At 59.2% G+C, this 20,030-nt stretch carries 27 protein-coding genes and 1 pseudogene; 9 read left to right on the forward strand and 19 right to left on the reverse strand.

The window, feature by feature from the left end:
- Nucleotides 1–28: 28 nt before the first annotated feature.
- Both ACI3K0_RS03405 and ACI3K0_RS03410 read left to right on the forward strand, forming a co-directional pair.
- Nucleotides 29–112, forward strand: coding sequence for a hypothetical protein (locus ACI3K0_RS03405; RefSeq protein ID WP_404945110.1), 84 nt, complete (start codon nt 29–31; stop codon nt 110–112).
- Between the two features lie 573 nt (nt 113–685).
- On the forward strand, nt 686–1,006 hold the full coding sequence (locus ACI3K0_RS03410; RefSeq protein ID WP_404944912.1) for a hypothetical protein: 321 nt from the start codon (nt 686–688) through the stop codon (nt 1,004–1,006).
- Nucleotides 1,007–1,784: 778 nt separating this feature from the next.
- On the opposite strand, the gene ACI3K0_RS03415 is transcribed toward ACI3K0_RS03410, so the two are convergent.
- Entirely contained in the window at nt 1,785–2,768 is a 984-nt protein-coding gene (locus ACI3K0_RS03415) for an aldo/keto reductase (RefSeq protein ID WP_404944913.1), read from the reverse strand.
- A gap of 70 nt (nt 2,769–2,838) precedes the next feature.
- Here ACI3K0_RS03415 and ACI3K0_RS03420 point away from each other — a divergent pair, with 70 nt between their 5' ends.
- The gene (locus tag ACI3K0_RS03420; protein ID WP_404944914.1) at nt 2,839–3,234 is read left to right on the forward strand and encodes a MerR family transcriptional regulator; all 396 of its coding nucleotides are present in this window, start codon (nt 2,839–2,841) and stop codon (nt 3,232–3,234) included.
- Here the strand turns inward: ACI3K0_RS03420 and ACI3K0_RS03425 are convergent.
- The 4 genes from ACI3K0_RS03425 to ACI3K0_RS03440 all read right to left on the reverse strand — a co-directional run bounded on the left by ACI3K0_RS03425 (nt 3,225) and on the right by ACI3K0_RS03440 (nt 5,993).
- Entirely contained in the window at nt 3,225–4,250 is a 1,026-nt protein-coding gene (locus ACI3K0_RS03425; RefSeq protein ID WP_404944915.1) for an NAD-dependent epimerase/dehydratase family protein, read from the reverse strand. The genes ACI3K0_RS03420 and ACI3K0_RS03425 overlap by 10 nt on opposite strands.
- 27 nt (nt 4,251–4,277) lie before the next feature.
- Complete coding sequence (locus ACI3K0_RS03430; RefSeq protein ID WP_404944916.1) at nt 4,278–4,862, reverse strand: TetR/AcrR family transcriptional regulator; 585 nt, start codon at nt 4,860–4,862, stop codon at nt 4,278–4,280.
- Nucleotides 4,863–4,936: 74 nt separating this feature from the next.
- Nucleotides 4,937–5,221: a DUF1330 domain-containing protein gene (locus ACI3K0_RS03435; protein ID WP_183821251.1), complete on the reverse strand. Its 285-nt coding sequence runs from the start codon at nt 5,219–5,221 to the stop codon at nt 4,937–4,939.
- A gap of 67 nt (nt 5,222–5,288) precedes the next feature.
- The gene (locus ACI3K0_RS03440; protein ID WP_183821250.1) at nt 5,289–5,993 is read right to left on the reverse strand and encodes an SDR family oxidoreductase; all 705 of its coding nucleotides are present in this window, start codon (nt 5,991–5,993) and stop codon (nt 5,289–5,291) included.
- Nucleotides 5,994–6,110: 117 nt separating this feature from the next.
- On the opposite strand from ACI3K0_RS03440, the gene ACI3K0_RS03445 reads away from it, so the two are divergent.
- Together ACI3K0_RS03445 and ACI3K0_RS03450 are read left to right on the forward strand one after the other, a co-directional pair.
- Nucleotides 6,111–7,022: a LysR substrate-binding domain-containing protein gene (locus tag ACI3K0_RS03445; RefSeq protein ID WP_404944917.1), complete on the forward strand. Its 912-nt coding sequence runs from the start codon at nt 6,111–6,113 to the stop codon at nt 7,020–7,022.
- 30 nt (nt 7,023–7,052) lie between these two features.
- Nucleotides 7,053–7,265 (forward strand): annotated as a pseudogene (locus ACI3K0_RS03450) (SDR family oxidoreductase); the annotation flags it as partial.
- A 196-nt stretch (nt 7,266–7,461) separates the two neighbouring features.
- Here ACI3K0_RS03450 and ACI3K0_RS03455 read toward each other — a convergent pair.
- Nucleotides 7,462–7,683 carry a GNAT family N-acetyltransferase gene (locus ACI3K0_RS03455; RefSeq protein WP_183821248.1) on the reverse strand — a complete coding sequence of 74 codons (222 nt, stop codon included), beginning with the start codon at nt 7,681–7,683 and terminating at the stop codon, nt 7,462–7,464.
- Nucleotides 7,684–8,095: 412 nt separating this feature from the next.
- On the reverse strand, nt 8,096–8,611 hold the full coding sequence (locus ACI3K0_RS03460) for a DUF6428 family protein (protein WP_183821247.1): 516 nt from the start codon (nt 8,609–8,611) through the stop codon (nt 8,096–8,098).
- A 43-nt stretch (nt 8,612–8,654) separates the two neighbouring features.
- Here ACI3K0_RS03460 and ACI3K0_RS03465 point away from each other — a divergent pair, with 43 nt between their 5' ends.
- Both ACI3K0_RS03465 and arsK read left to right on the forward strand, forming a co-directional pair.
- A complete protein-coding gene (locus ACI3K0_RS03465; RefSeq protein WP_183821246.1) occupies nt 8,655–9,011 on the forward strand; it encodes a helix-turn-helix transcriptional regulator in 357 nt (118 codons plus the stop codon).
- Nucleotides 9,004–10,212 carry an arsenite efflux MFS transporter ArsK gene (arsK, locus tag ACI3K0_RS03470; RefSeq protein WP_183821245.1) on the forward strand — a complete coding sequence of 403 codons (1,209 nt, stop codon included), beginning with the start codon at nt 9,004–9,006 and terminating at the stop codon, nt 10,210–10,212. Before ACI3K0_RS03465 ends, arsK begins: the two co-directional genes overlap by 8 nt.
- Nucleotides 10,213–10,216: 4 nt before the next feature.
- Here arsK and arsH read toward each other — a convergent pair whose 3' ends face one another.
- The 6 genes from arsH to ACI3K0_RS03500 are packed head-to-tail and all read right to left on the reverse strand — an operon-like array spanning nt 10,217 to nt 13,738.
- Nucleotides 10,217–10,942, reverse strand: coding sequence for an arsenical resistance protein ArsH (gene arsH / locus ACI3K0_RS03475; protein WP_183821244.1), 726 nt, complete (start codon nt 10,940–10,942; stop codon nt 10,217–10,219).
- Entirely contained in the window at nt 10,920–11,345 is a 426-nt protein-coding gene (arsC, locus tag ACI3K0_RS03480; RefSeq protein ID WP_183821243.1) for an arsenate reductase (glutaredoxin), read from the reverse strand. Before arsC ends, arsH begins: the two co-directional genes overlap by 23 nt.
- A 2-nt stretch (nt 11,346–11,347) precedes the next feature.
- The gene (gene arsB / locus ACI3K0_RS03485; protein ID WP_183821242.1) at nt 11,348–12,406 is read right to left on the reverse strand and encodes an ACR3 family arsenite efflux transporter; all 1,059 of its coding nucleotides are present in this window, start codon (nt 12,404–12,406) and stop codon (nt 11,348–11,350) included.
- On the reverse strand, nt 12,406–12,933 hold the full coding sequence (locus tag ACI3K0_RS03490) for an arsenate reductase ArsC (protein ID WP_183821241.1): 528 nt from the start codon (nt 12,931–12,933) through the stop codon (nt 12,406–12,408). The genes arsB and ACI3K0_RS03490 overlap by 1 nt, the downstream gene beginning before the upstream one ends.
- 14 nt (nt 12,934–12,947) lie before the next feature.
- Complete coding sequence (gene arsN2, locus ACI3K0_RS03495; RefSeq protein ID WP_183821240.1) at nt 12,948–13,391, reverse strand: arsenic resistance N-acetyltransferase ArsN2; 444 nt, start codon at nt 13,389–13,391, stop codon at nt 12,948–12,950.
- Nucleotides 13,385–13,738: a helix-turn-helix transcriptional regulator gene (locus tag ACI3K0_RS03500; RefSeq protein WP_183821239.1), complete on the reverse strand. Its 354-nt coding sequence runs from the start codon at nt 13,736–13,738 to the stop codon at nt 13,385–13,387. Before ACI3K0_RS03500 ends, arsN2 begins: the two co-directional genes overlap by 7 nt.
- Nucleotides 13,739–13,840: 102 nt before the next feature.
- Here ACI3K0_RS03500 and ACI3K0_RS03505 point away from each other — a divergent pair, with 102 nt between their 5' ends.
- Nucleotides 13,841–14,464 (forward strand): hypothetical protein, encoded by a 624-nt coding sequence (locus ACI3K0_RS03505; RefSeq protein ID WP_183821238.1) that lies wholly within the window; start codon nt 13,841–13,843, stop codon nt 14,462–14,464.
- Nucleotides 14,465–14,532: 68 nt separating this feature from the next.
- On the opposite strand, the gene ACI3K0_RS03510 is transcribed toward ACI3K0_RS03505, so the two are convergent.
- The 5 genes from ACI3K0_RS03510 to ACI3K0_RS03530 all read right to left on the reverse strand — a co-directional run bounded on the left by ACI3K0_RS03510 (nt 14,533) and on the right by ACI3K0_RS03530 (nt 17,565).
- On the reverse strand, nt 14,533–15,003 hold the full coding sequence (locus ACI3K0_RS03510; RefSeq protein ID WP_404944918.1) for a nuclear transport factor 2 family protein: 471 nt from the start codon (nt 15,001–15,003) through the stop codon (nt 14,533–14,535).
- An 87-nt stretch (nt 15,004–15,090) separates the two neighbouring features.
- On the reverse strand, nt 15,091–15,417 hold the full coding sequence (locus ACI3K0_RS03515; RefSeq protein ID WP_148145755.1) for a nuclear transport factor 2 family protein: 327 nt from the start codon (nt 15,415–15,417) through the stop codon (nt 15,091–15,093).
- 10 nt (nt 15,418–15,427) lie between these two features.
- Complete coding sequence (locus ACI3K0_RS03520; protein WP_183821236.1) at nt 15,428–16,408, reverse strand: trans-acting enoyl reductase family protein; 981 nt, start codon at nt 16,406–16,408, stop codon at nt 15,428–15,430.
- Nucleotide 16,409: 1 nt separating this feature from the next.
- A complete protein-coding gene (locus tag ACI3K0_RS03525; RefSeq protein WP_183821235.1) occupies nt 16,410–16,805 on the reverse strand; it encodes a VOC family protein in 396 nt (131 codons plus the stop codon).
- A 16-nt stretch (nt 16,806–16,821) separates the two neighbouring features.
- Nucleotides 16,822–17,565, reverse strand: coding sequence for an SDR family NAD(P)-dependent oxidoreductase (locus tag ACI3K0_RS03530; protein ID WP_183821234.1), 744 nt, complete (start codon nt 17,563–17,565; stop codon nt 16,822–16,824).
- A 133-nt stretch (nt 17,566–17,698) separates the two neighbouring features.
- Between ACI3K0_RS03530 and ACI3K0_RS03535 the strand changes: the two genes are divergently transcribed.
- Nucleotides 17,699–18,586, forward strand: a complete 888-nt coding sequence (locus tag ACI3K0_RS03535; protein WP_183822312.1) for an AraC family transcriptional regulator — start codon at nt 17,699–17,701, stop codon at nt 18,584–18,586.
- Nucleotides 18,587–18,837: 251 nt separating this feature from the next.
- On the opposite strand, the gene ACI3K0_RS03540 is transcribed toward ACI3K0_RS03535, so the two are convergent.
- The gene (locus ACI3K0_RS03540) at nt 18,838–19,962 is read right to left on the reverse strand and encodes a porin (protein ID WP_404944919.1); all 1,125 of its coding nucleotides are present in this window, start codon (nt 19,960–19,962) and stop codon (nt 18,838–18,840) included.
- Nucleotides 19,963–20,030: the final 68 nt, after the last annotated feature.

A 20,030-nucleotide genomic window follows, 5' to 3' on the forward strand; every position in this document is an offset into this window, starting at 1 on the left:
CGACGCATAAAGGAGACGATTTCTCAAGTTGGCTCTCTCGGCCACCGCCTGCTTGATGCTGGCAGCCCCTGCGAAGCTAGCGATTTCCCGAAGCTCGTCTTCGAAGAGGTAAACGTCTTCATCGCCGTTTTTCTTCATCGCGAAATTGAACGGATGGTCGGGCGTGGCGAAGGTTGGCTTATCGGCCAAGCCAAGTGCAAACAAGTCGATGGAGAGAGATATTTGTGCACGTTTCCCTGCCGAAAGACTCAACCGGGGCGCGGGTGCCTGGACCGAGGCCATCATATTGTTCACCGCATCTAGGTAAGGCGTGATTGCCGCCTTGTGCCGATGATCCTTGGGATTTAGCTTCGTCGCACCAGGATACCGCTGTTGCATAAGTGCTAACATAAGGCCAGTAGCGGCTTCTTCCTCACCGGTTATAGCACGAAACAAGGACATTTCGCTGTCGATAGGGTGGAGCAACCACGATAACCTGATATGCCTGAACGCGCTTCGAAAGCAATGCTGAATTCTTCCGCGTCGCTTCAGAATTGCTTCCTCCGCCAGAAGATGATGCCGCTCCATAGGCAGCTGATCTGCCCGGATCGCGTGATCATCACATTCCTTGCAGTCAGACATTTTCAAAATTTAAACCTATCTTTCCTAAGCCGACTGCCAGGAATTACGCCGAGAGGGTCTCGCGATGTATTGGATTACTTTAACGATTTTTTTAGCTGTGTTTTGCGTCCTAGCTGCACGAAAATTCTCTGAATGGTGGCTAAATTTTGTCAAGTTTACAGTTGGCTTGATTGGGTCATTTGCGGGTTTGTGGAGCGGAATTAATTGGCTATTGAGTGCTGAAATAACAATGAAAGCAGCTCAGGTCGAAGGTTATTGCCAGCTTGCAGACAAAAACTGCTTAGCACAAGTTGAAAATTACTGGGCTGCCCAGGCTGCACTTATCGCTGCCATCTGTTTACTTGGCTTGTGGAATGCTGACAATTTTCAGAAATTGCGACAGTAATCTTAGCCTGCTGATTCAGCTGGGATCGTCTGTTTAAGTCGTGTCCGAGCATCGTAACCTCTCACCTGCCGCCCTGGCGGGCTGCTGCTAATATACTCGCTTAAACACACGCGAAACTCAGACTAGCGGCTAAATCTGAAAGCGATACAAAAAGCACAACAATAGCACGCTCATAGATTCAAGCTAATAAGACCAATTGCTTACAACCATAACTATCCAATTCCGATTCCAAAGGTCACAGGTTCGAATCCTGTCGGGTGCGCCATTTATTGCCGGCTTCTCAGAATAGCGACCGTCCGCATCGCAACCTCGTCCGAAAGTCATGAAATAGGCATCTTTATTAGGGGGATCGCCGCTCTCTTCCGACATAAGAAGCCGACGCTTGCCGAGGCTCTAGCAAAATCCGGATTCCAGCCAGCCAAGACCACACGTATCGCGGTCGGAGAACGACGCAAGCGGGAACGATTGCTTCGGCATCGCTGATAACTAGCATGACGATAACTTCATGTTGTCAGAGCTCAAATGAGTGCGAAGTCGCCGAGATCTGAGGCGAAGGTAGTACCGCAGGCCCCACCAGAACAAGGATCGAAGAATTCTGGCGGAGCTTTTGGTGGGGCTATACGGAATCAGAACCGGCGCTCTTCTGGCGAGGGAAACCCCATGCTCTGCCCCATGCGGGTCGTGTGGCAGGCCGACAGAAAGATGCCAGGATGACCAGCAGAAGGATTTTCAGCTTCATGTTGAACTCCGAAGCGGATGGCATTGAAACGTCCCTTCTCTAAACGGCAATCCCATGCACGGCCGCCGCAAGCGGCTCCAGCATATTCATCTCGTCAGCACCAAGATTGATGGAGACCGCCGTGACGTTTTCAGCGAGACGGGCGCGCTTGCGCGTTCCGGGGATCGGAACCGTCTTTGCGCCCAACCTGCTGGACTGCGCGTAAAGCCATGCGAGGGCAAGCTGGGCGGATGTCACACCCTTGGTGGATGCGATCTCCTCGATCTTGGCGACAAGGCGCATGTTGGCTTCGCGGTTCTCCGGGGAAAAGCGCGGGAAATTCTGACGTGCATCGTCACCGGTCAAGGCTCCGGCGAATGCCTGGCCCGTCAGCATGCCGCGACCGAGCGGCGAATAAGGCACGATCGTCACCCCAAGTTCCACGGCGACCGGAACGATCTCCGTCTCGATGTCACGAGTGAAGATCGACCATTCCGACTGGAGGGCGGCGATCGGGTGGATGGCATGGGCGGTGCGCAGTTCTTCGGCACTGACGGCTGAAAGTCCGAGCCATTTCACCTTGCCTGATGTCACCAGATCGGCCATCGCGCCGACGGATTCCTCCAAAGGCGTTACGCCATCGCGGCGGTGCATGTAGTAGAGGTCGATGACATCGACCCCAAGCCGCTTCAGCGAGCGATCCACTGCGGCCCGGATGAATTCGGGACGATTGTCGAGGCTCCAGTCGTTGGGATTTTCGGGCGACCTCGCATAACCGAACTTGGTGCCGATGATGACCTCGTCACGATGAGCGGCGAGGAAGGGGGCGAGGAATTCCTCGTTGGCGCCGACCCCATACATGTCCGCAGTGTCGAACATGGTGACACCGAGTTCCAATGCCCGTTCCAGCGTTGCCCGGGATTCGGTCTCGTCGATCTCGCCATAGAATTCGCTCATGCCCATGCAGCCCAGTCCCTGGGCACCGACCATTGGGCCGCCCCGTCCGAGTTGCACCTGCGGCATGGTGATGATTTCGCTTGTCATTCCGGTTCTCCATATCTTGACAAGCATCTCTTATAAGTATGGAGTACAGTCCATGGTCAAAGGTTAAATCATGCTCATTTCGGAATTTGCCAGAGCCGCGGATCTGCCGGTCGATACGATCCGCTTCTACATCACCAAAGGTCTGCTGAAGCCCGAGCGCAGTGCCAAGGGCGGATCGAACCCCTACCAGGTGTTCCGGAAGGAAGACGTGACGGCCGCCCGCATGATCCGCCTGCAGCAGACGCTGGGCTATTCGCTCAGTGAGATCCTGGAACTCAATGAGGAATATCGTGCCGGCGAGCATTCGCCGGAACGCACGATCGAGGTCTTACAGTTGCAGATCGCCCGCCTGGAAGAACGAAAAGCCGCACTGGATGCGGCCCTGTCCTTCCTGCGTGGCAAGGTGGACTGGATCAAGGCGGGAAAGCCGCAAGGTGCGCCCCGCCTTGAAGACTATCAGTGCTGATGGGCTCGCAATTCGGCCAGCCCCTCTTCCCTTGACATGACGGGTACATAGCCCAATTCGCGCCGGGCCTTGCCGATCTCGAACGACACTTCGACGGCGGAGGTCGCATAGGTCTGAAGCGTGAGCGGCGGCACGATCCGGCCACGGGAGATTGCCCCAAGCAGGTCCCCGATTGCCGCAACGGCACGAACGACGAAACGTGGCACGGTCTTCTCCGGCACCGCGTACCCCTGCGTTTCGATGAGGGCCGAGACCATGGTGCGGAACGGCAACGGGTCTCCATCCGAGATGAAATACACCTCACCGCCCTGCCCCTTGCCAAGCGCCAATTCGACGGCATGGCAGAGATTGGCGATATGGGTCGTTGAGGTCAGATAGGTTCCGCCGGAAATCCAGGCGAACTTTCCAGAGCGGACCGCGTCCATGAGCATTGGCAGTGCCGTCGTGTCGTCACGCCCCCAGACGAAGCGCGGGCGCAAGACGACGACGGAGAGATCTGGAGCATTGGCGGCAAGCGCGATCCGCTCGGCCTCTGCCTTGGTACGCGAATATCCGCCTGCGGGATTTCGCGGCAAAGGCATGGTCTCGTCCACATTGACCAGCGGCCTGCCCGTGGCCAGCACCGATTCCGTGCTGAGATGGATGACCTTGGCGATGCCGGCAACGCGCGCGGCATCAAGCACGGCGCGCGCGCCGTCCTCATTGATGCGGCGCTGCGCCTCGGTCGCGGGACCATGATCGGTATCGGCCGCGGCGTGGACCAGAGCATCGCAGCCTGCCATTGCGGCGGCCAGGGCGGAATCGAAAAGATCGCCTCGGAACGGGATCGCTCCGAGTGCGAGAACCCGTTCCGCCGACGCGTCACTGCGGGCCAGTGCCGTGACCGTGACGCCGCGGGCGACAAAATGGCTGATCAGGTTGCGGCCGACATAACCGCTCCCTCCTGTCAGGAAGATGCGCTGGAACGGGGCGCGTTTATCCGTGGCCGCGGCAGGGGCGGCAGTGCTGTCTGTCATGTCATTCACCTGATGGTATTGGGAGTGTCAGCTCGTCCCGGCAACAGGAAGATCGGTCTCTTCCGGATGCACTGTGACGAGCCAGTTGATCTCGCGAAGGATCCGATCACGGTCTTCACGCTCGAAATGATGGAAATCGAGATGTTCGAGGAACTTCAGCCCTTCGAGAGCCAGATAGGCCAGGAGCGCCCCGCGTGGTGATGGGGAGGTTTCCTCGATGCGGGCGATTGTCCGGGCCTGGTTTTGCTGCATCTTACCGCGCAATCCCGCATCGAGCGCAAGCGCGGCGCTGAGGTTCAGCGCAACCGCCTTGAACTCTTCGGGTAGCGGCGCGGATGCGGCAAGGATTCGCCCCCTGATGGCCCGATCTTCGGGGGCATCGATCTGCCGCTCTATTCCCGAGTGATGGGCATTGTCGCGCTCGAACGCGCGGTCGACGATGGCCTCGATCAGAGCCTGCTTCGACTTATGGTCGTAGAGCACGCTCGCCTTGTTGACACCCGCCTCCCTGGCGACCGCATCGATCGTCAGATTGGCGGCGCCATCGCGCCCCACGACACGTTCCGCGGCATCAAGAACCGCCTGCTGATCGATAACTCGTTTCCTGCCCATCGTCTCACCAATTATTTCCAACCAGATGGTTATAAATAATCGAATTAAACGATGTCAAGCCGGTGGACCGAACTCTATCCTTCCAGAATGGACAATTCCCGCGAATATGCCCGAGCCGCAAGCGTGAGGGATTCCTGATACTCCGGGTCGTCGTAACAAGCCCTTGCTGTCTCGTAGCTGTCGAACTTCAGGATGAACTGCCGCGGGAAATGCCGCCCTTCGACGGTCTCGACCCGTGATCTGCCGGCGATAATCTCCACCCCATATCGCACGGCGATAACCGAGAAGATCGCGTTATATGCCGCAAGAGCCTCCACGTCCTCAACATCGCCGCCTTTGACGATCCAATATCCGGGCATATCCAGCTATCCTTTGAATGCGAGATACAGCGGTCCCTGCATGGAAACCGCTGTATCTGTTAGGTCCTCAGACCGACCGTGTCAGGCCGCCATCGACCTTGAGGTTTTGGCCGGTGATGTAACCGGCCCCTTCCGAGACAAGGAAGGAAATGGTCGCGGCCACCTCGGCGCTGGTGCCGTAGCGCTTCATCGGCACCATTTCGCGACGTTCCTCGGTACCGGGCAGGCTGTCGATCCAGCCGGGCAGCACGTTGTTCATGCGAATATTGTCGGCCGCATAGGTGTCGGCATAGATCTTGATATAGGAGGCAAGCCCGGCACGGAACACGGCCGAGGTCGGGAACATCGGGGTCGGCTCGAAGGCCCAGGCGGTGGAGATATTGACGATCACACCCGATTTCTGCGCCTGCATGATCGGCGTGACCAGCCGCACCGCACGGATGACGTTCATCAGGTAGACATCAAGGCCCGTATGCCACTGCTCGTCGGTGATCTCGGTGATGGCAGCGCGCGGACCATGGCCTGCACTGTTGACCAGCGCGTCGATCCGCCCCCATTTCTCCATCGTGGCATCGACAAGCCGCTTCAGGTCGTCATTCGACTGGTTGGAACCCGTCACACCAATACCGCCGAGTTCGGCTGCCAGAGCCTCGCCTTTTTCGGAAGACGACAGGATCGCCACTTTGAAGCCGTCAGCCGCAAGCCGCTTGGCGGCCTCGGCACCCATTCCACTGCCACCAGCCGTGATGATGGCGACTTTTTCTATTGTCATGGCGGTCGTCCTTCTCGTCGATGCATTGATTGATTACCACTGAGACGAGAGATATCATTGCGAAGATCGAAGACGCCAATCAGTTCTCCTGAATTTTGACGATAGAAAATCTACTGAATGACCAGGGCACTCGGAAGGCTACCTTCTCTCAATGGCCTGAAGGCTTTCGAAGCTGCGGCACGCCACCTAAACTTTCGGCTGGCGGCGGAAGAGCTCGGCGTTACCCAGGGCGCAGTGGCGCAACAGGTGCGCGGGCTGGAAGCGGAACTGGGCCTGCAACTGTTCGAGCGAATGCCCCGAACCCTGGCCCTCACAGACGAAGGCCGCGCCTACATCGCCGATATCAGCCGGGCGTTTGAGATCATCGCACGCGCCACGGGCGACCTGAAGCCTCAACCCGTAAGACTCGCGATCAGCACGACACCGACCTTCGCATCGAAGTGGCTGATCCCCCGCCTGCCGGATCTGACGGCGAAACATCCGGACCTCGACATCCATATCGTAGCGACCGACCGCATCTCGAATTTCCAGGTGGATGGCGTCGATCTTGCCGTGCGATACGGGCACCAGCCATTCGGGCCGGGACTTGCTTCGGAATTGCTGTTCGAGCAGGAGATCATCGCCGCCTGCAGCCCCATGCTCCTTCGGGATCGCGGCGTGCCGAGAACCCTCGCAGAGCTATCCGGATATGCACTTCTGCAGGACACGCACAATTTCTGGCCGGAATTCATCGAGCGGCAGTTCGGGATGTCTGGTCAGATCGAGATGCCTGCATTCCGGCGCATCAGCTTCAATCAGACATCCCACGCCATCGATGCCGCGATCGCGGGTCAGGGCATCGTCCTTGCCACCCGCCATTTCGTGGCCAACGATCTGCAGGGAGATCGCCTTGTCCAGATCGACAAGGTCAAACTTCGCGGCCCCTCGGACTTTTACCTAGTCTGGCCGAAACATCGGAAATCGGCCGCGATGGAGGCAGTAAAGGCCTGGATGATGTCAGTGACATCTACGGAGCCAGATGAAAACTGATCGCAAACTTACGGGCGATGGAGGCTCAACTGCATCCTGCTTGGCCACACGAACACGCCAGCTACGGACGGCAACTTCGCGGGCGAACTCGGAGAAAAGCTGATCGCCGGGATATCGCTTGACCGCTTCGGCGAGCCGGAGGACATAGCAACCGTCGCCGTATTCCTAGCATCCGAGGATTCGTACTGGATCACGGGCGAATCCATAAGCGCGGCGGGCGGCGTTCGAGGAGTATGCTACTAGCGGTAGGCTAAGCATCAAGCTCGACCGTTTCGTCGTCTTCATGCAGGAAGAGCTGGTCGTCGGTGTTGACGATCGGCTCGTCCCAGATCGCGACCAGCCACCCTGGAAATTTCCTCTTCGACACCGCTCGCAGTCCAAGCCGCTTATCGCTCTGATAGTACGAGGCAAGTTTCAGGCACGCAGCATTCGGAACCTTTTAGCCGTCGGGATGCGACTTCAACACGATCAGAAGACCGTATCGAGCAAGTACCTGATTGGCTTCTCTCAACAGTCGGAGCGCGATACCGCGCCCCCGCATCGGCTCGCTTACCCAGACACGCTCGAGGTGGGCTACCGCCCCGAGATAATCGAGATCAGGTGTATCCAATGCCTTCTTCAGCAAGGCATGCTCGTCGGCAAGGACATGGAATGCGTTCATTGCGTGCTGACTTCTCATGTCAAAACATCGAAGTACCACCCGTCATCCGGTTCGGGAATGTAGCCTGGCTGGGCTATGAACCCCTTGAGTTCGGCAAGCATTGCCCCCCGATTCTGAATCGAAACGGTATCTCTTCAACTGAACAGAAAAGTTGAGCACCTCAGGGAGGTCACCGTGCTTGCGGAAAACGGTCTCGAACATCAGGAAGCTATCGTCCTGCGGCGCGACTTCCATCTCCATGCTTCAGCTCCCTGATGATCTACTTGAAATCACGATTGAACACGGATCCGATATGGGGTGCCACATGGATTGCTGTCGATCAGAGACGGTTGACCTAGCCGGATCACTGCCCGGCCACGTAAGCCCGTATCCCATCAAGTCCTTGATTCCGGCTGGCTGTGCTACCAGCGGTCTACGGGCAACACTTCGAAGCGCTATCGGATGGCCCACAACAGGCTGATTTTGCCTGCTCCTCAGCCAGCCAGCGATCCCGTGGCTTGCAGCTCGCTGGCCTAGCCTGCAAGTTCACCAGGTATGTTCCGGCATCAAGGCGCGGCGTGGCGGCGCAGTAGAGAGCCATCGGCCGCACGCCGTCACTGACTTCGAACGTGAGCTTGGCACTTGGCTCGAGCCGGACATGATCGGAGACTTTACGGATGATCGCAGAGAACTTGCCCGCTGGCATGTGTGTCCGGCCATCCTCGTCGATATCCCAGAGCTGGACGAAGATCTCGGACCAGGCTTCCGGATTGGCGCCGCAGTCGAGCGCCGAGAACTGCCCGGCCTTCACTTCGGTGACATGGTATCCCGGCCGAATGGGGTTGCCGTCATAGGTGAACACCAGTGGCGCATCCGGCGCGACTGCGAGAACGTCGAGAAGGTGGCCGAGCGTGATGTCAGAAGAAACTGCCTTGTCGATCGCGTTCATGTGCGCTATCCCTTCTATCCAATTATTCAAGGAATATTGAAGTATGGACGAACGTCAAGCTCTTTCGTCATTTGCCGCCCTCTCCCAAGAGACCCGCCTTGGGATCGTCCGCGCGCTGGTCGTCGCAGGCCCTGAGGGATTGGCAGCAGGTGTGATCGCGGAGCGCATGGGTGTTTCGGCAACGAACGTGTCGTTTCACCTCAAGGAGCTGGAGCGTTCCGGGCTGATCTCGCAGCGTAGGGAATCCCGCTCCATCATCTACAGCGCCAGCTACGAGACACTCGCCGGTCTCGTGAAGTTCCTGATGGAAGACTGCTGCGCCGGACACCCTGCGATCCGTGAGAATGTCGAGAAGAGTGACGGCTGCTGCATCCCGGATGATGAGGTAGCAAGTGCATAGTCGACAGGTTCGCGCGGGTATCGTCTCCGCTCTCGGCATCACTCAGATCATTGGCTACGGCACTCTCTATTACAGCTTCAGCATTCTCGCTCCTGGCATGGCCGTAGATCTGGGCCTCTCGCTTGCCCAGGTGTTTGGGGTCTTTTCCGTCTCGCTGTTCATCGGTGGCCTGTCGGCCACTTACCTGGGCAAGCAGATGGATCGGATCGGCGCCGCCGCCATCATGACGCTAGGCTCGGTTCTTGCCGCGTTGACGCTCGCTCTGTGCGCCTGGTCGCCCTCGGTCGCCGTATTCGCCATAGCCATCATCCTGCTCGAGGTGTCATCCGGGATGGTGCAGTATCAGGCGGCATTCGCCACATTGGTCGAGAGCGATCCCCGTTCGGCCTCCCGGAGCATTACCTATCTCACCCTGATCGGAGGCTTCGCATCAACCATCTTCTGGCCGATCTCGGCCGCACTTTCCGGATGGATGTCGTGGCGTGAGATCTATCTGGTTTTCGCAGCGCTGAATCTGTTCCTCTGTATGCCTCTGCATTTCTGGATCATGCGCGTCGGCAAGACCGGATCGAATGCGGATGCGGCCGCCCGGCCTCGCGAGGCGGTCATCGGGGCAATCCCCCACGATGCCCGTCGCCGAGGCATGATCATGGTGTCATTTGCCTTCGCGCTTCTCGGATTCACGCTTGCCGCAATCCTCGCGCATATGGTGCCGATGCTTGGGTCGATCGGGCTGGATGCCGCGGCAGTGGTGATCGGATCCCTGTTCGGTCCGGCACAAGTCGCGAGCCGCCTTATCAACATGGTCTTCGGAAAGAACCTGTCGCCGCCGGCACTCGCCGTCCTGTCCGCGGCGCTGATCGTTTTCGGCATTCTGATCCTGCTGGCGACGGGTGACTGGTTGCCGGGCGCTGTCGCGTTCGCAATCTGCCTCGGGCTCGGTTCCGGCATCAACAGCATCGCGCAGGGAAGCCTGCCGCTCTATCTGTTTGGATCAGATGGGTATGGCACGATCACGGGCAAGATGGCGGCCGCTCGACTGGCGCTCGGAGCCGGAGCGCCCTTCGCGTTCGCGGCGGCGATGGAGAACCTGGGCCTGAGCCTGTCGCTCATTGGAAACGCATGTCTCGGTGCCGTCAGCATCGCGGCATTCGTTGCGGTGGCGGTATCCTGTCGGCGGCCAGACACCGCAACGGTCTAGTTCGTCAGATCGATTTCAGCGAAACCCGCTTCTCCAGTTCGGCCGCCTCTTCCTTCCGCTCGCTGTAGCGGTCGGTCAGGTAGGTGGAGGCATCGCGGGTCATGATGGTGAACTTCACCAGTTCCTCACAGACGTCGACGACACGGTCGTAATAGGACGACGGCTTCATGCGACCATCGACACCGAATTCCTGGAACGCCTTCGCCACGCTGCTCTGGTTGGGGATGGTGATCATCCGCATCCAGCGCCCGAGAATGCGCAACTGATTGACGGCGTTGAAGGACTGACTGCCGCCGGAAACTTCCATCACCGCCAGCGTCTTGCCCTGCGTCGGCCGCACGGAACCGACCGACAGCGGGATCCAGTCGATCTGCGATTTCATGATCCCGGTCATCGCACCATGCCGTTCCGGGCTGATCCAGACATGGCCTTCAGACCACTGGGTCAGTTCGCGAAGTTCCTGAACCTTCGGATGGCTGACAGGCGCCTCGTCCGGTAGCGGCAGTCCCGCCGGATCGAAGATTCGAACCTCGCATCCCATACGTTCGAGCAGACGGTGGACTTCGAATGCGAGCAGACGACTGTATGACACCTCCCGGAGCGATCCGTAGAGGATCAGTATCCGTGGCTTGTGCGTGGAGAAGGCGGGCCGCAGGGATGCGATGTCGATCGGCTGGATGTGCTGGTCGTTCAGTGCGGGGAATGTATCAGGCAATGCGCTTTCCTTCATTGTCGAGGACCTGCTCACCGTCTTCCTTGGTGAAGGGCCCCGTGAATGCGTCGGCGGGCAGGATGTCGAGAACTGCCTCCGAAGGCCGGGCAAGCCTGGTGCCAAGCGGGGTGACAACGAGCGGACGGTTAATGAGGATCGGTGTCACGATCATCGCATCCAGCAATTGCTCGTCGGTCAGGTCGGGATTGTCGAGACCAAGCTCGGCATAGGGCGTGCCCTTCTCCCGGATCGCCTCGCGAATGGTCATGCCAGCGTCGGAGATCATCTTCGCGAGCCGGTCCCGCGTCGGCGGGTTCTGGAGATACTCGATGACGGTGGGCTCGATCCCGGCGGCGCGGATCAGCGCCAGCGTGTTGCGAGACGTGCCGCAGGCCGGGTTGTGGTAGATGGTGACATCCATGATCATGTCCTTTCGGTAGCGGTTGTTTTTGCGACGGCGGGCGATGCCTCGTACCAGCCCTTGGAACGGTTCACGATCCAGACGACGGACAGCATCACCGGGACCTCGATCAGAACTCCGACGACGGTGGCGAGCGCCGCGCCCGATTGAAATCCGAACAGGCTGATGGCGGCGGCGACTGCCAATTCGAAGAAGTTGCTGGCACCGATGAGTGCGGACGGTCCGGCGACGCAATGGCGTTCTCCCGACATCCGGTTCAGGAGGTAGGCGAGACCCGAGTTGAAGTAGACCTGGATCAGAATCGGAACCGCGAGCAGAGCGATGATGGTCGGCTGCGCGATGATCTGCTCGCCCTGGAATGCAAAGAGAAGCACGAGGGTGGCTAGCAATGCGACAAGCGACATCGGTTGAAGCTTGGCAAGCAGGCTGTCGAGCGCCCAGGTGGTTCCGTCTGCGATTAGACGGCTTCGAAGCACCTGCGCAATGATGACGGGCACGACAATGTAGAGGGCAACGGACAAGGCAAGCGTTGCCCACGGCACAGTGATCGCGGAAAGACCGAGCAGCAGACCGACGATCGGCGCGAAGGCGATGACCATGATCGCGTCGTTCAGTGCTACCTGAGAGAGCGTGAACATCGGCTCTCCGCGCGTCAGGTTGCTCCAGACGAAAACCATGGCGGTACATGGAGCCGCGGCAAGGATGATCAGGCCTGCGATGTAGGAGTCGATCTGATCCGCTGGCAGATAGGGTCGGAAGAACCAGCCGACGAACAGCCATCCCAGAAACGCCATCGAGAACGGCTTGACCGCCCAGTTGATGAACAGCGTCACACCGATCCCGCGCCAGTAGGAACCAACCTGCGTGAGCGACCGGAAATCGATCTTCAGCAGCATCGGGATGATCATCAGCCAGATCAGGATGGCGACTGGGATGTTCACCTTGGCGATCTCGGCGGACCCGACGATCTGGAAAAAGCCGGGCATGAGATGGCCGAGACCCACACCGACGGCGATGCAGAGGAAGACCCAGACGGTCAGGTATCGTTCGAAAGTGGACATCAGGATGCCTTCCCTTGCGGCGAGGTCGAGCCCTCCATCGCACCGATCTGCCGGAGCCTCGTCTCAAGAGCCATCCGATCGATCGAGGTGATCGGCAGGTTGATGAAGGCTGAGATGCGGTTCTTCAGGAAGCGGGCGGCCTGCGCAAAGGCGCGTTGGATCTCGACCTCGGATCCGACCGCGGCAGCAGGATCCTCGACACCCCAGTGCGCCGTCATCGGATGCCCGATCCAGACCGGGCAGGCCTCGCCCGCGGCGCTGTCGCAGACGGTGAAGACGAAGTCCATCTCGGGCGCATCGGGTTCCGCGAAGACATCCCAGCTCTTGGACGAGAAGCCAGTTGCCGGATACCCCAAGACGGTCAGCTCCGCCAAGGCATGAGGGTTTACCTCGCCTTTCGGCTGGCTGCCGGCTGAATAGGCCTTGAAGCGCCCGCCGCCTTCCTTGTTGAGGATGGATTCAGCGAGAATAGAGCGAGCGGAATTGCCCGTGCACAGGAAGAGCACGTTGTAGGTCTTTTCAGTCATGGTCGTTGTCCGTTTTAGGTCGGAGGCCTTTGGAGCTTCATGATGGTCGCCGACGATGGGCAGATGGAGGAAAGCTGGCGGGTGTCGAGAACTGCCGGAGGCACGCTCTCCCGCGGAACTTCGGAGAACCCGATAGTCGAGAAGAATGGCGCAGCAGTGGTGGTCGCGAGATAGACGTCGCCATTGCGATCCAGACCTCGAAGGGTCTGCTCGACGATGGCCTTCCCGAAGCCCCGACCGCGATGTCCGGAAAGCACGACTACCGAACGCAGAAGAAAGTCGCTCGCGCACTGCTCTATCCCGGAGAAGCCGATCACCTCCACACCATCAGAACGGGCTTTGAAGAATGTCCGTCCCGCCTCATGGATATCTTCTGTCGGAAGCTGCGCTGTGGCGAGTGCGTCGCAGAGATCATCATCGGAACCGGACACTGGTTCGAGCGAGACAGGATTCAACATGGTTTCGCCTCCGGGTTGCAACACGGCGTCAGCTCCGCGATAAGCGGTGCGCAGAGTTCTATCGAGCCGCCGCAGCAGTCCTTGAGCAGGAACAGCGTCAGGTCACGCAGACCATCCAGATCTGCCCGGTAGATGATGGATCTGCTCAGCCGCTCGCTCTTGACGAGTCCAGCCCGCGAAAGCGTTGCGAGATGGGCCGACATCGTATTCTGCGGTACGTCAAGTAACCGCGCGAGTTCGCCTGCGGGAATGCCGTCGGGTTCGTGCCTCACCAGCAACCGGAAGGTCTCAAGGCGGGTGTTCTGGGCCAGTGCAGCGAGCGCCGCGATCGCAGAGTTATTTTCCATATATCCAGAATAATAGATATAATATCATTGTCAATCCTCGGATATGGCGCTCCTTGCTGACCCGCCGTTGACGTGAGGGCGCGCAGCATCCATCTGATGAGGATGGCAAAGAAGAAAGAAAGCGCGGAACCGGAACTGATGAAGACGTGGTCACTGCCAACGTCGATGACGATCGGATCAGCGGTGCGCGCCAAGGGCATCCTCCAGGAAATCCGCGCCCGTCTTCCGTTCGCGGTTCGGAAGGCGCTGGATCTCGAAGGCGGAATTCTGACGCTGGCGATGCCTGAGACATCGAGAGCGATCTTCCGCGCAACCTCCGCATCGACAACCGAGATGCTCGCCGAGATGGAAGCTCTTCCCGTCATCCCCCGGGAGATAGAAGACATCCTGGCGATCTCTACCTCGGAACGGCGGCGCTGGCTGGAGGATGGTCGCCTCCCCTCAGCAGGCACGCGAACCGTGAAGCTGCGTGGCCGCGCTCGTCAGATCACCTTCCACGTATTCGATCCGGCCGTGGTAGTGGACATCCTCGACCGCGGTGCCGTGGATGAATGGCGCGAGCACGATATAGCTGCGGCGGCCGAGAAACGCCGTCAGTCGGCCATGAAAGCGAAGCTCACGAGATCGCTTCGGAAAGGGAAGAAGAAGGGGACGCGCAAGGATGGATCGAACCCGTCGCCATTGCGCGGATGGGACGAGTTCGATGCTGAAGGCTTCCTCAAATAGCGCTCCGCTCAAGGGAAAAATTCCCGCGCCTCATCAAGAATGAACATGGTCTCATCAGACCAGTCCGACTATATCGCCGACAGGACAGCGAGGTCGCCGGATCGCCAGACATTATCTACCGTGTTCCGAGTGATCACCCAGATGTCGCCGCTTCGAGCCAGTTCGACATCGTAACGGTTCTTCATCAGATAGTGGCGGGTTCCGTCGTTCCGGAGAACGTGCTGTGCTTCAACGAGCACATCCACACAGGCAATGTCGCCAATGATGGTCACGCGCGGATTGCTGATGGAATGCGTCTTGTCCAGAGTGCTGAGGGAAGTCAAGAGCGCGGATACGATGGTCTCCCTCCCTTCGATAACCGGATACTCGAATCCTGCCTTTGCGGCAGCCGGGCGAAAGTCCGAAACCGCGTTCTCCGACAGCGAGGACGCAAGAAGCTCCTTGTCGCGAAGATCGATGCCGGCGGCGAAACGATGCAGGGCCTCGACAACAGCGAGCTTGTCGGCGGTCTGTTGGGCAAATGAAGGTGAAGTCGTCATGAACATGGTCCTTTTCAGGCCGGAGGCTCGCTGAATGCAAGCCATCCGCGGCAATAGCGGTCGTGGCGAGGGATCCTTGAGGGTCGACTACTCGAGATCGGCATCGATGCGGGTGATCAGGCCATCCTGTCCCACGACGATCTTGAGGATCCCGATCTCGTGGCCGAAGTCGCCCGTGAAGTCGACCCGGACAAGCGCGTTGGAACTGTCCTCTTCCTCGATCGCCAGCAGCTTGGTTCTGGTGCTGTAGCCGACAAAAAAGCGTTCGAGATAAAGGCGGACACCATCCCTGCCCTTGAAAGCGCTGCCAACGGAAACATCGTCTATCACCGCGTCGGTCGCGAACAGGGACAGTGTGCGCTCGATGTCGAAAGCGTTTGCGGTCCGGATGAAGTTTTCGACGAGCTTCTGCATGATTTGCTCCTCAGACATCGATGATCGTCGTGTCGGCGATTGTCTCGGCGAAACCATCGCCGAACAGCTCCGCAGGTGTCTGGAATCCCGGACGCGCCTCCCCGTTGAGAACACGGCGGCCAGCCTCCGCAACCGCGATTGCCGTGAATGAGTATCCGTTGACCGTATCAAGGATCGACCGGACGACGACGCCATCAGCATCCGTCACCTCGGCGACGGCCTTGTAACGGTTTTCCCGACGTTCCTCCTCGGTCGGGCCGTCTGGAAGAGCCGACAGATCGCCTTGGGGAAATCCTCCGCCTGTCACATGCACGAAGGTCTCGATATTCGAGACGCCCGTGGCTCTCCAGATGGTGATGAGATCTGGAAGCGTGACCTGGAAACTGTCGACAGCCCCCTGTCCGAAGTCGAGCTTCTGGATGCTGTTGGCGACAGCCACAAGCTCGCCATCGACGCGAGCCAGGGTTTCAGCCGAAATGTTCTCGGTCGCGGTGATGGCGGATCCCCGTGACATGCCGCCCGCGACATGCATCGCGATCCGAATGCTGCGGGGATTCTTGACCCTCGCGACCGCATGACCGGCAAGGCTTCCCAACATCGCCACGCTGCCCCCACCGCCCGGCAGAAGCGTCACGCCTGCAGCCACCGCCTCGGCACCCAGTTGTTCTGCGAGGCGGTAGCTGTCGAGCTCGGCCGCGGTGTCGATATAATGCACGCCGTTGCGGATGGATGCTTCCATCATCGGCTTCGCCGTGCGCAGGAAGGGGCCTGCAGCATTCACGATGACGGCGACATCCGTCAGCGAGCGGTCGATCAGTGCGTCGTCATCGAGAGCGAACACGCGATATTCGACGCCGAGCTTCGCGGCCAGGTCAGCAAGTGGCTTTTTGCTTCGCCCACCCAAGACAACAGGCGTTCCAGCCCTAGTCGCATGCTCCGCCACCATGCGGCCCGTATAACCCGTCGCACCGTAGATCATCAGTTTTGTCATTTTAGTGCTGCCATTCCTTGTAGACGAATTCGAGTGAGTAGCCGTCCGGATCACGGACCTGCGCCGCGTAATATCGGGGGTCGTAATGAAGCTGTGGTCCGGGCGGATGGATCTCGATGGCACCTGCCGCCATCGCTGCGGCATGGGCGGTATCTACCTGTGCCGTCCCATCGGCAACAAAGCCGATATGGGCGGCGCGGCCTTCGACGATGCCCTCGCGGAGCCAGAAGAACACCCGACCGTTCACGCCGAACCCCTTGAGATCGGGATGGCCGGGAGGTCCGTCTCTGCCATCGTAGTCGACGGCATGGACGATTCCCAGGGGCGCTAGTGCCACTTCATAGAAGGCGATCGAACGATTGATGTCGCTGACCGAGATGAAGACGTGATCGAGCATGCGGCTCTCCTTTTGCTTAAATGATGTAGCCGCCTGCCACTTCGATATTCTGGGCGTTGATCCAGCGGCTCTCTTCAGAAAGGAGGCTGGCGATCACGCCACCGATCTCCTCCGGCTCGCCGACGCGCCCGAGCGCGGTCTGGGCAGCGAGCATGGCTTCGAATTCGTCATTCAAGCCGCCACCAAGTTCGGTGCGGATGGCGCCGGGAGCAACCGAATTCGCCCTGATCCGACGCTCACCTAATTCCTTGGCCATGTAACGGGTCAAAACTTCCAGGCCACCCTTGAACGAGGCATACGGCGACACGCCGGCGGTCGCGACGCGACTGGTGGCGCTTGTCAGGTTGATGATGTGGCCCCCGTCTTCCATCAGCGGGAGAAGAGCCTGGGTCAGGAAGAACGGCCCCTTGAGATGGACGTTGAAGAGACCGTCGAACTGCTCCTGCGTCACCTGGGAGAACGGGGCATAGAGGCCGTAGCCGGCATTGTTGACCAGGAAGTCGAATGTCGTCCTGCCCCAGACCGTCTCAAGCGATGCCTTGACCGCATCGTGGAATTCCTCGAACGAGCGGCTGTCAGCAACATCGAGCTTCAGAGCGATGGCCTTGCCGCCCTTCGCTGTGATTGCGCCGACGACCTCATCAGCTTTCGCCAGGTTGCTATTGTAGGTGACGATTACCCCCATGCCGCGCTCTGCGCACTTGAGGGCGGTGCTGGCCCCGAGGCCACGGCTGCTTCCAGTGACGATGACGATCTTCATCTGTTTCTCCATGCATTTGGCATGACTTGAAGCTATGCCCCTGCCTCGTCCGCCGCTCACCTATTCCTCTCTGAAACTTGCCTATTCCTGCCTTGCCCTTGTGCGTCCCTCCATGCTCTGCCAGGGTCGGGTCATGGAAAAGAAATTGCAGGAATTACGCACACTGGCCGCTAGGGCCGAGAACAAGCGCACCGAGACGGGCATCCCGCGGGTGGCTATGGTGCAGGGTGAAATCCCCGAACATCAGCTTGCCGCCGTCTATGATCCGATGGTCAACCTAATCCTGAGCGGATCGAAGACGATGACTGTGGGTGAGAGGACCTTCCACTACGACCCGGCAACCTACTTCGTGATGTCCGTCGATCTCCCGGCCGTGGGATCAGTCCATCCTGCAGCTACTGGCGAACCCTATCTCGCCGTCAGCCTGACGCTCGATCCCACCATTGTCGGCGCGTTGATCCGCGACCTTCCGGTGAGGGCCTGCAGCGAACTGTTCGGATCAGGGTTCTCGGTCGCCCCGGTCAACGAGGATTTTCTCGACGCCTGGATCCGCATGCTCAAGCTGATGGATCGTCCCGACGAAATCACGGTGCTATCTCCCGCCTACGAGCGCGAGATCCTATTCCGCGTCCTGCAGGGGCCACTTGGCTGGATGTTGCGCGACATAGCAACGCCTGACACTGCACTCTCGCGCATCAGCGTGGCGATCGACTGGATCCGACAGAATTTTGCCGAGCCGATCAGAGTTGAAGCGCTTGCGGAGATGGCCGCCTTGAGTGTGTCGGCATTCCATCGTCACTTCAAGGCCGTGACGGCGCTTAGCCCGCTCCAATATCAGAAGCGCGTACGCCTTCTGCACGCGCGTTCGCAACTCATTGCGGGCCAAGGAAATGCGACATCGATCTCGTTCGGGGTGGGATACGAAAGCCCGAACCAGTTCAGCCGTGAATACGCCAGGCTGTTTGGGCTCCCGCCCTCGAAGGATCTGGCAAAGGCCATGCGGGATCTGCACGTCGCATAGTCGATCATCCGCTTGTCGAAGTCGGCAGTGCCCGCACGTAGCAGGCACTTGCCTCACGACAGATCACATCAAGGATATCGATCGATAGGCAGCTCTCACTGAGATTACCCAAGGTTTTCAGCGGGCGAAATGATTGACCTCGTCAAGGCAGTCGACAAATTTCCGGCTGTCGCAAGACCTGTTTCCCAGTAAGTGTCCAAACGCAAAAAGCCCGGATTGCTCCGGGCTTTCGCTTAGAATAAGCGGTCGAATTAGAACGAGCGCTGCAGACGCAGGAAGCCGTCCCACTTGTCAGCGGAGTCGGTGCCGTTATCAACGTCGGTGTAGTTGATCGTTGCCTTGGCAGCGAGGTTCTGGGTGATGGCGTAGTCAGCCGTCAGACCAACGCGCCATGCATCGCCATCCTGGAAGTCGCCGTCGTTGTCGAGCGTGATGTTATCCCAGTACTGGGCGCCCGGTGCGATGGTGAACTTGTCGGTGACCTTGATGGCGTATTCTGCACCAATCGTCCACTCGGCAGCGTCGAAGTAACGGTTCTGGCCGAAGGCGTAGGCAGCGAAGACGCCAAGCGAGCCCGGGCCGAGGTCTGCAGTCAGCGTGGAAGCGAGAGCAGCATTTTCGTTGTCGAAGTCGTAACCAGCGAAGAAGTCGAGGGTTACGCCACCAAACTTGCCGGTGATGACGCCGTTGATGCCGATTTCGTCAGCATTGCCTGCATCGTCGGTCTTGTAGCCGGCCTGCGAGTTGAACGCGTCAACCTGACCGTAAACCGAGAAAGCGCCGCCGTCATAGGTGTAACGGACGGAGTTGTTCAGCGTGTCAGCGCCTTCGCCACCGTTGTTGTACGGACGGTCGTCAGCCAGAACGGTTTCGCCCGGAAGTCCGGTGTCGAAGTAGTTGTAGAAGTAACCGACGCGGAAGCCGCCCAGCTCGATGTAGGTTTCTTCCAGGAAGAAGTCGCTGTTGCCCTGCGATGCGGTGTAGGTGTCAGTGCCACCGGCGCCATCAGGAATCGATACCGAATAGCTGTTCGACGAGTTGTTGTTGGCGCGAAGCGTGATGCGCGAGGTGAGCGCACCGTATTCGGTGTCGGTCTTGGCTTCGAGGCGAACCTGAGCGCGGGTGTTGGTGCGATAACCAGCGTCACCACCAAAGTCGTCATCGCTGCGGCCGTCCAACTGAACGCGAACATAACCGCCGATCTTCAGGCAGGTTTCGGTGCCCGGGATGTAGAAGTAGCCGGTACCGAAGGCGTCACAAACGCGGACATATTCCATCGGCTCGGGCTCTGCCGCGACGATCGCATCGGCGGCCTGCGCGCCGGATACTGCTGCGAGAGCTGCAGCGGAGCCGAGAAGGAGGCTCTTGATGTTCATTATGATCTCCATTGAGATGATGGACCGCGGCTCGGAGCCCCCACCCACCAAATTGAAAAACCGAAGGC

Origin of the sequence: Rhizobium sp. ZW T2_16 (assembly GCF_044987325.1) — a bacterium.
GTDB classification, from domain to species: domain Bacteria; phylum Pseudomonadota; class Alphaproteobacteria; order Rhizobiales; family Rhizobiaceae; genus Neorhizobium; species Neorhizobium cellulosilyticum.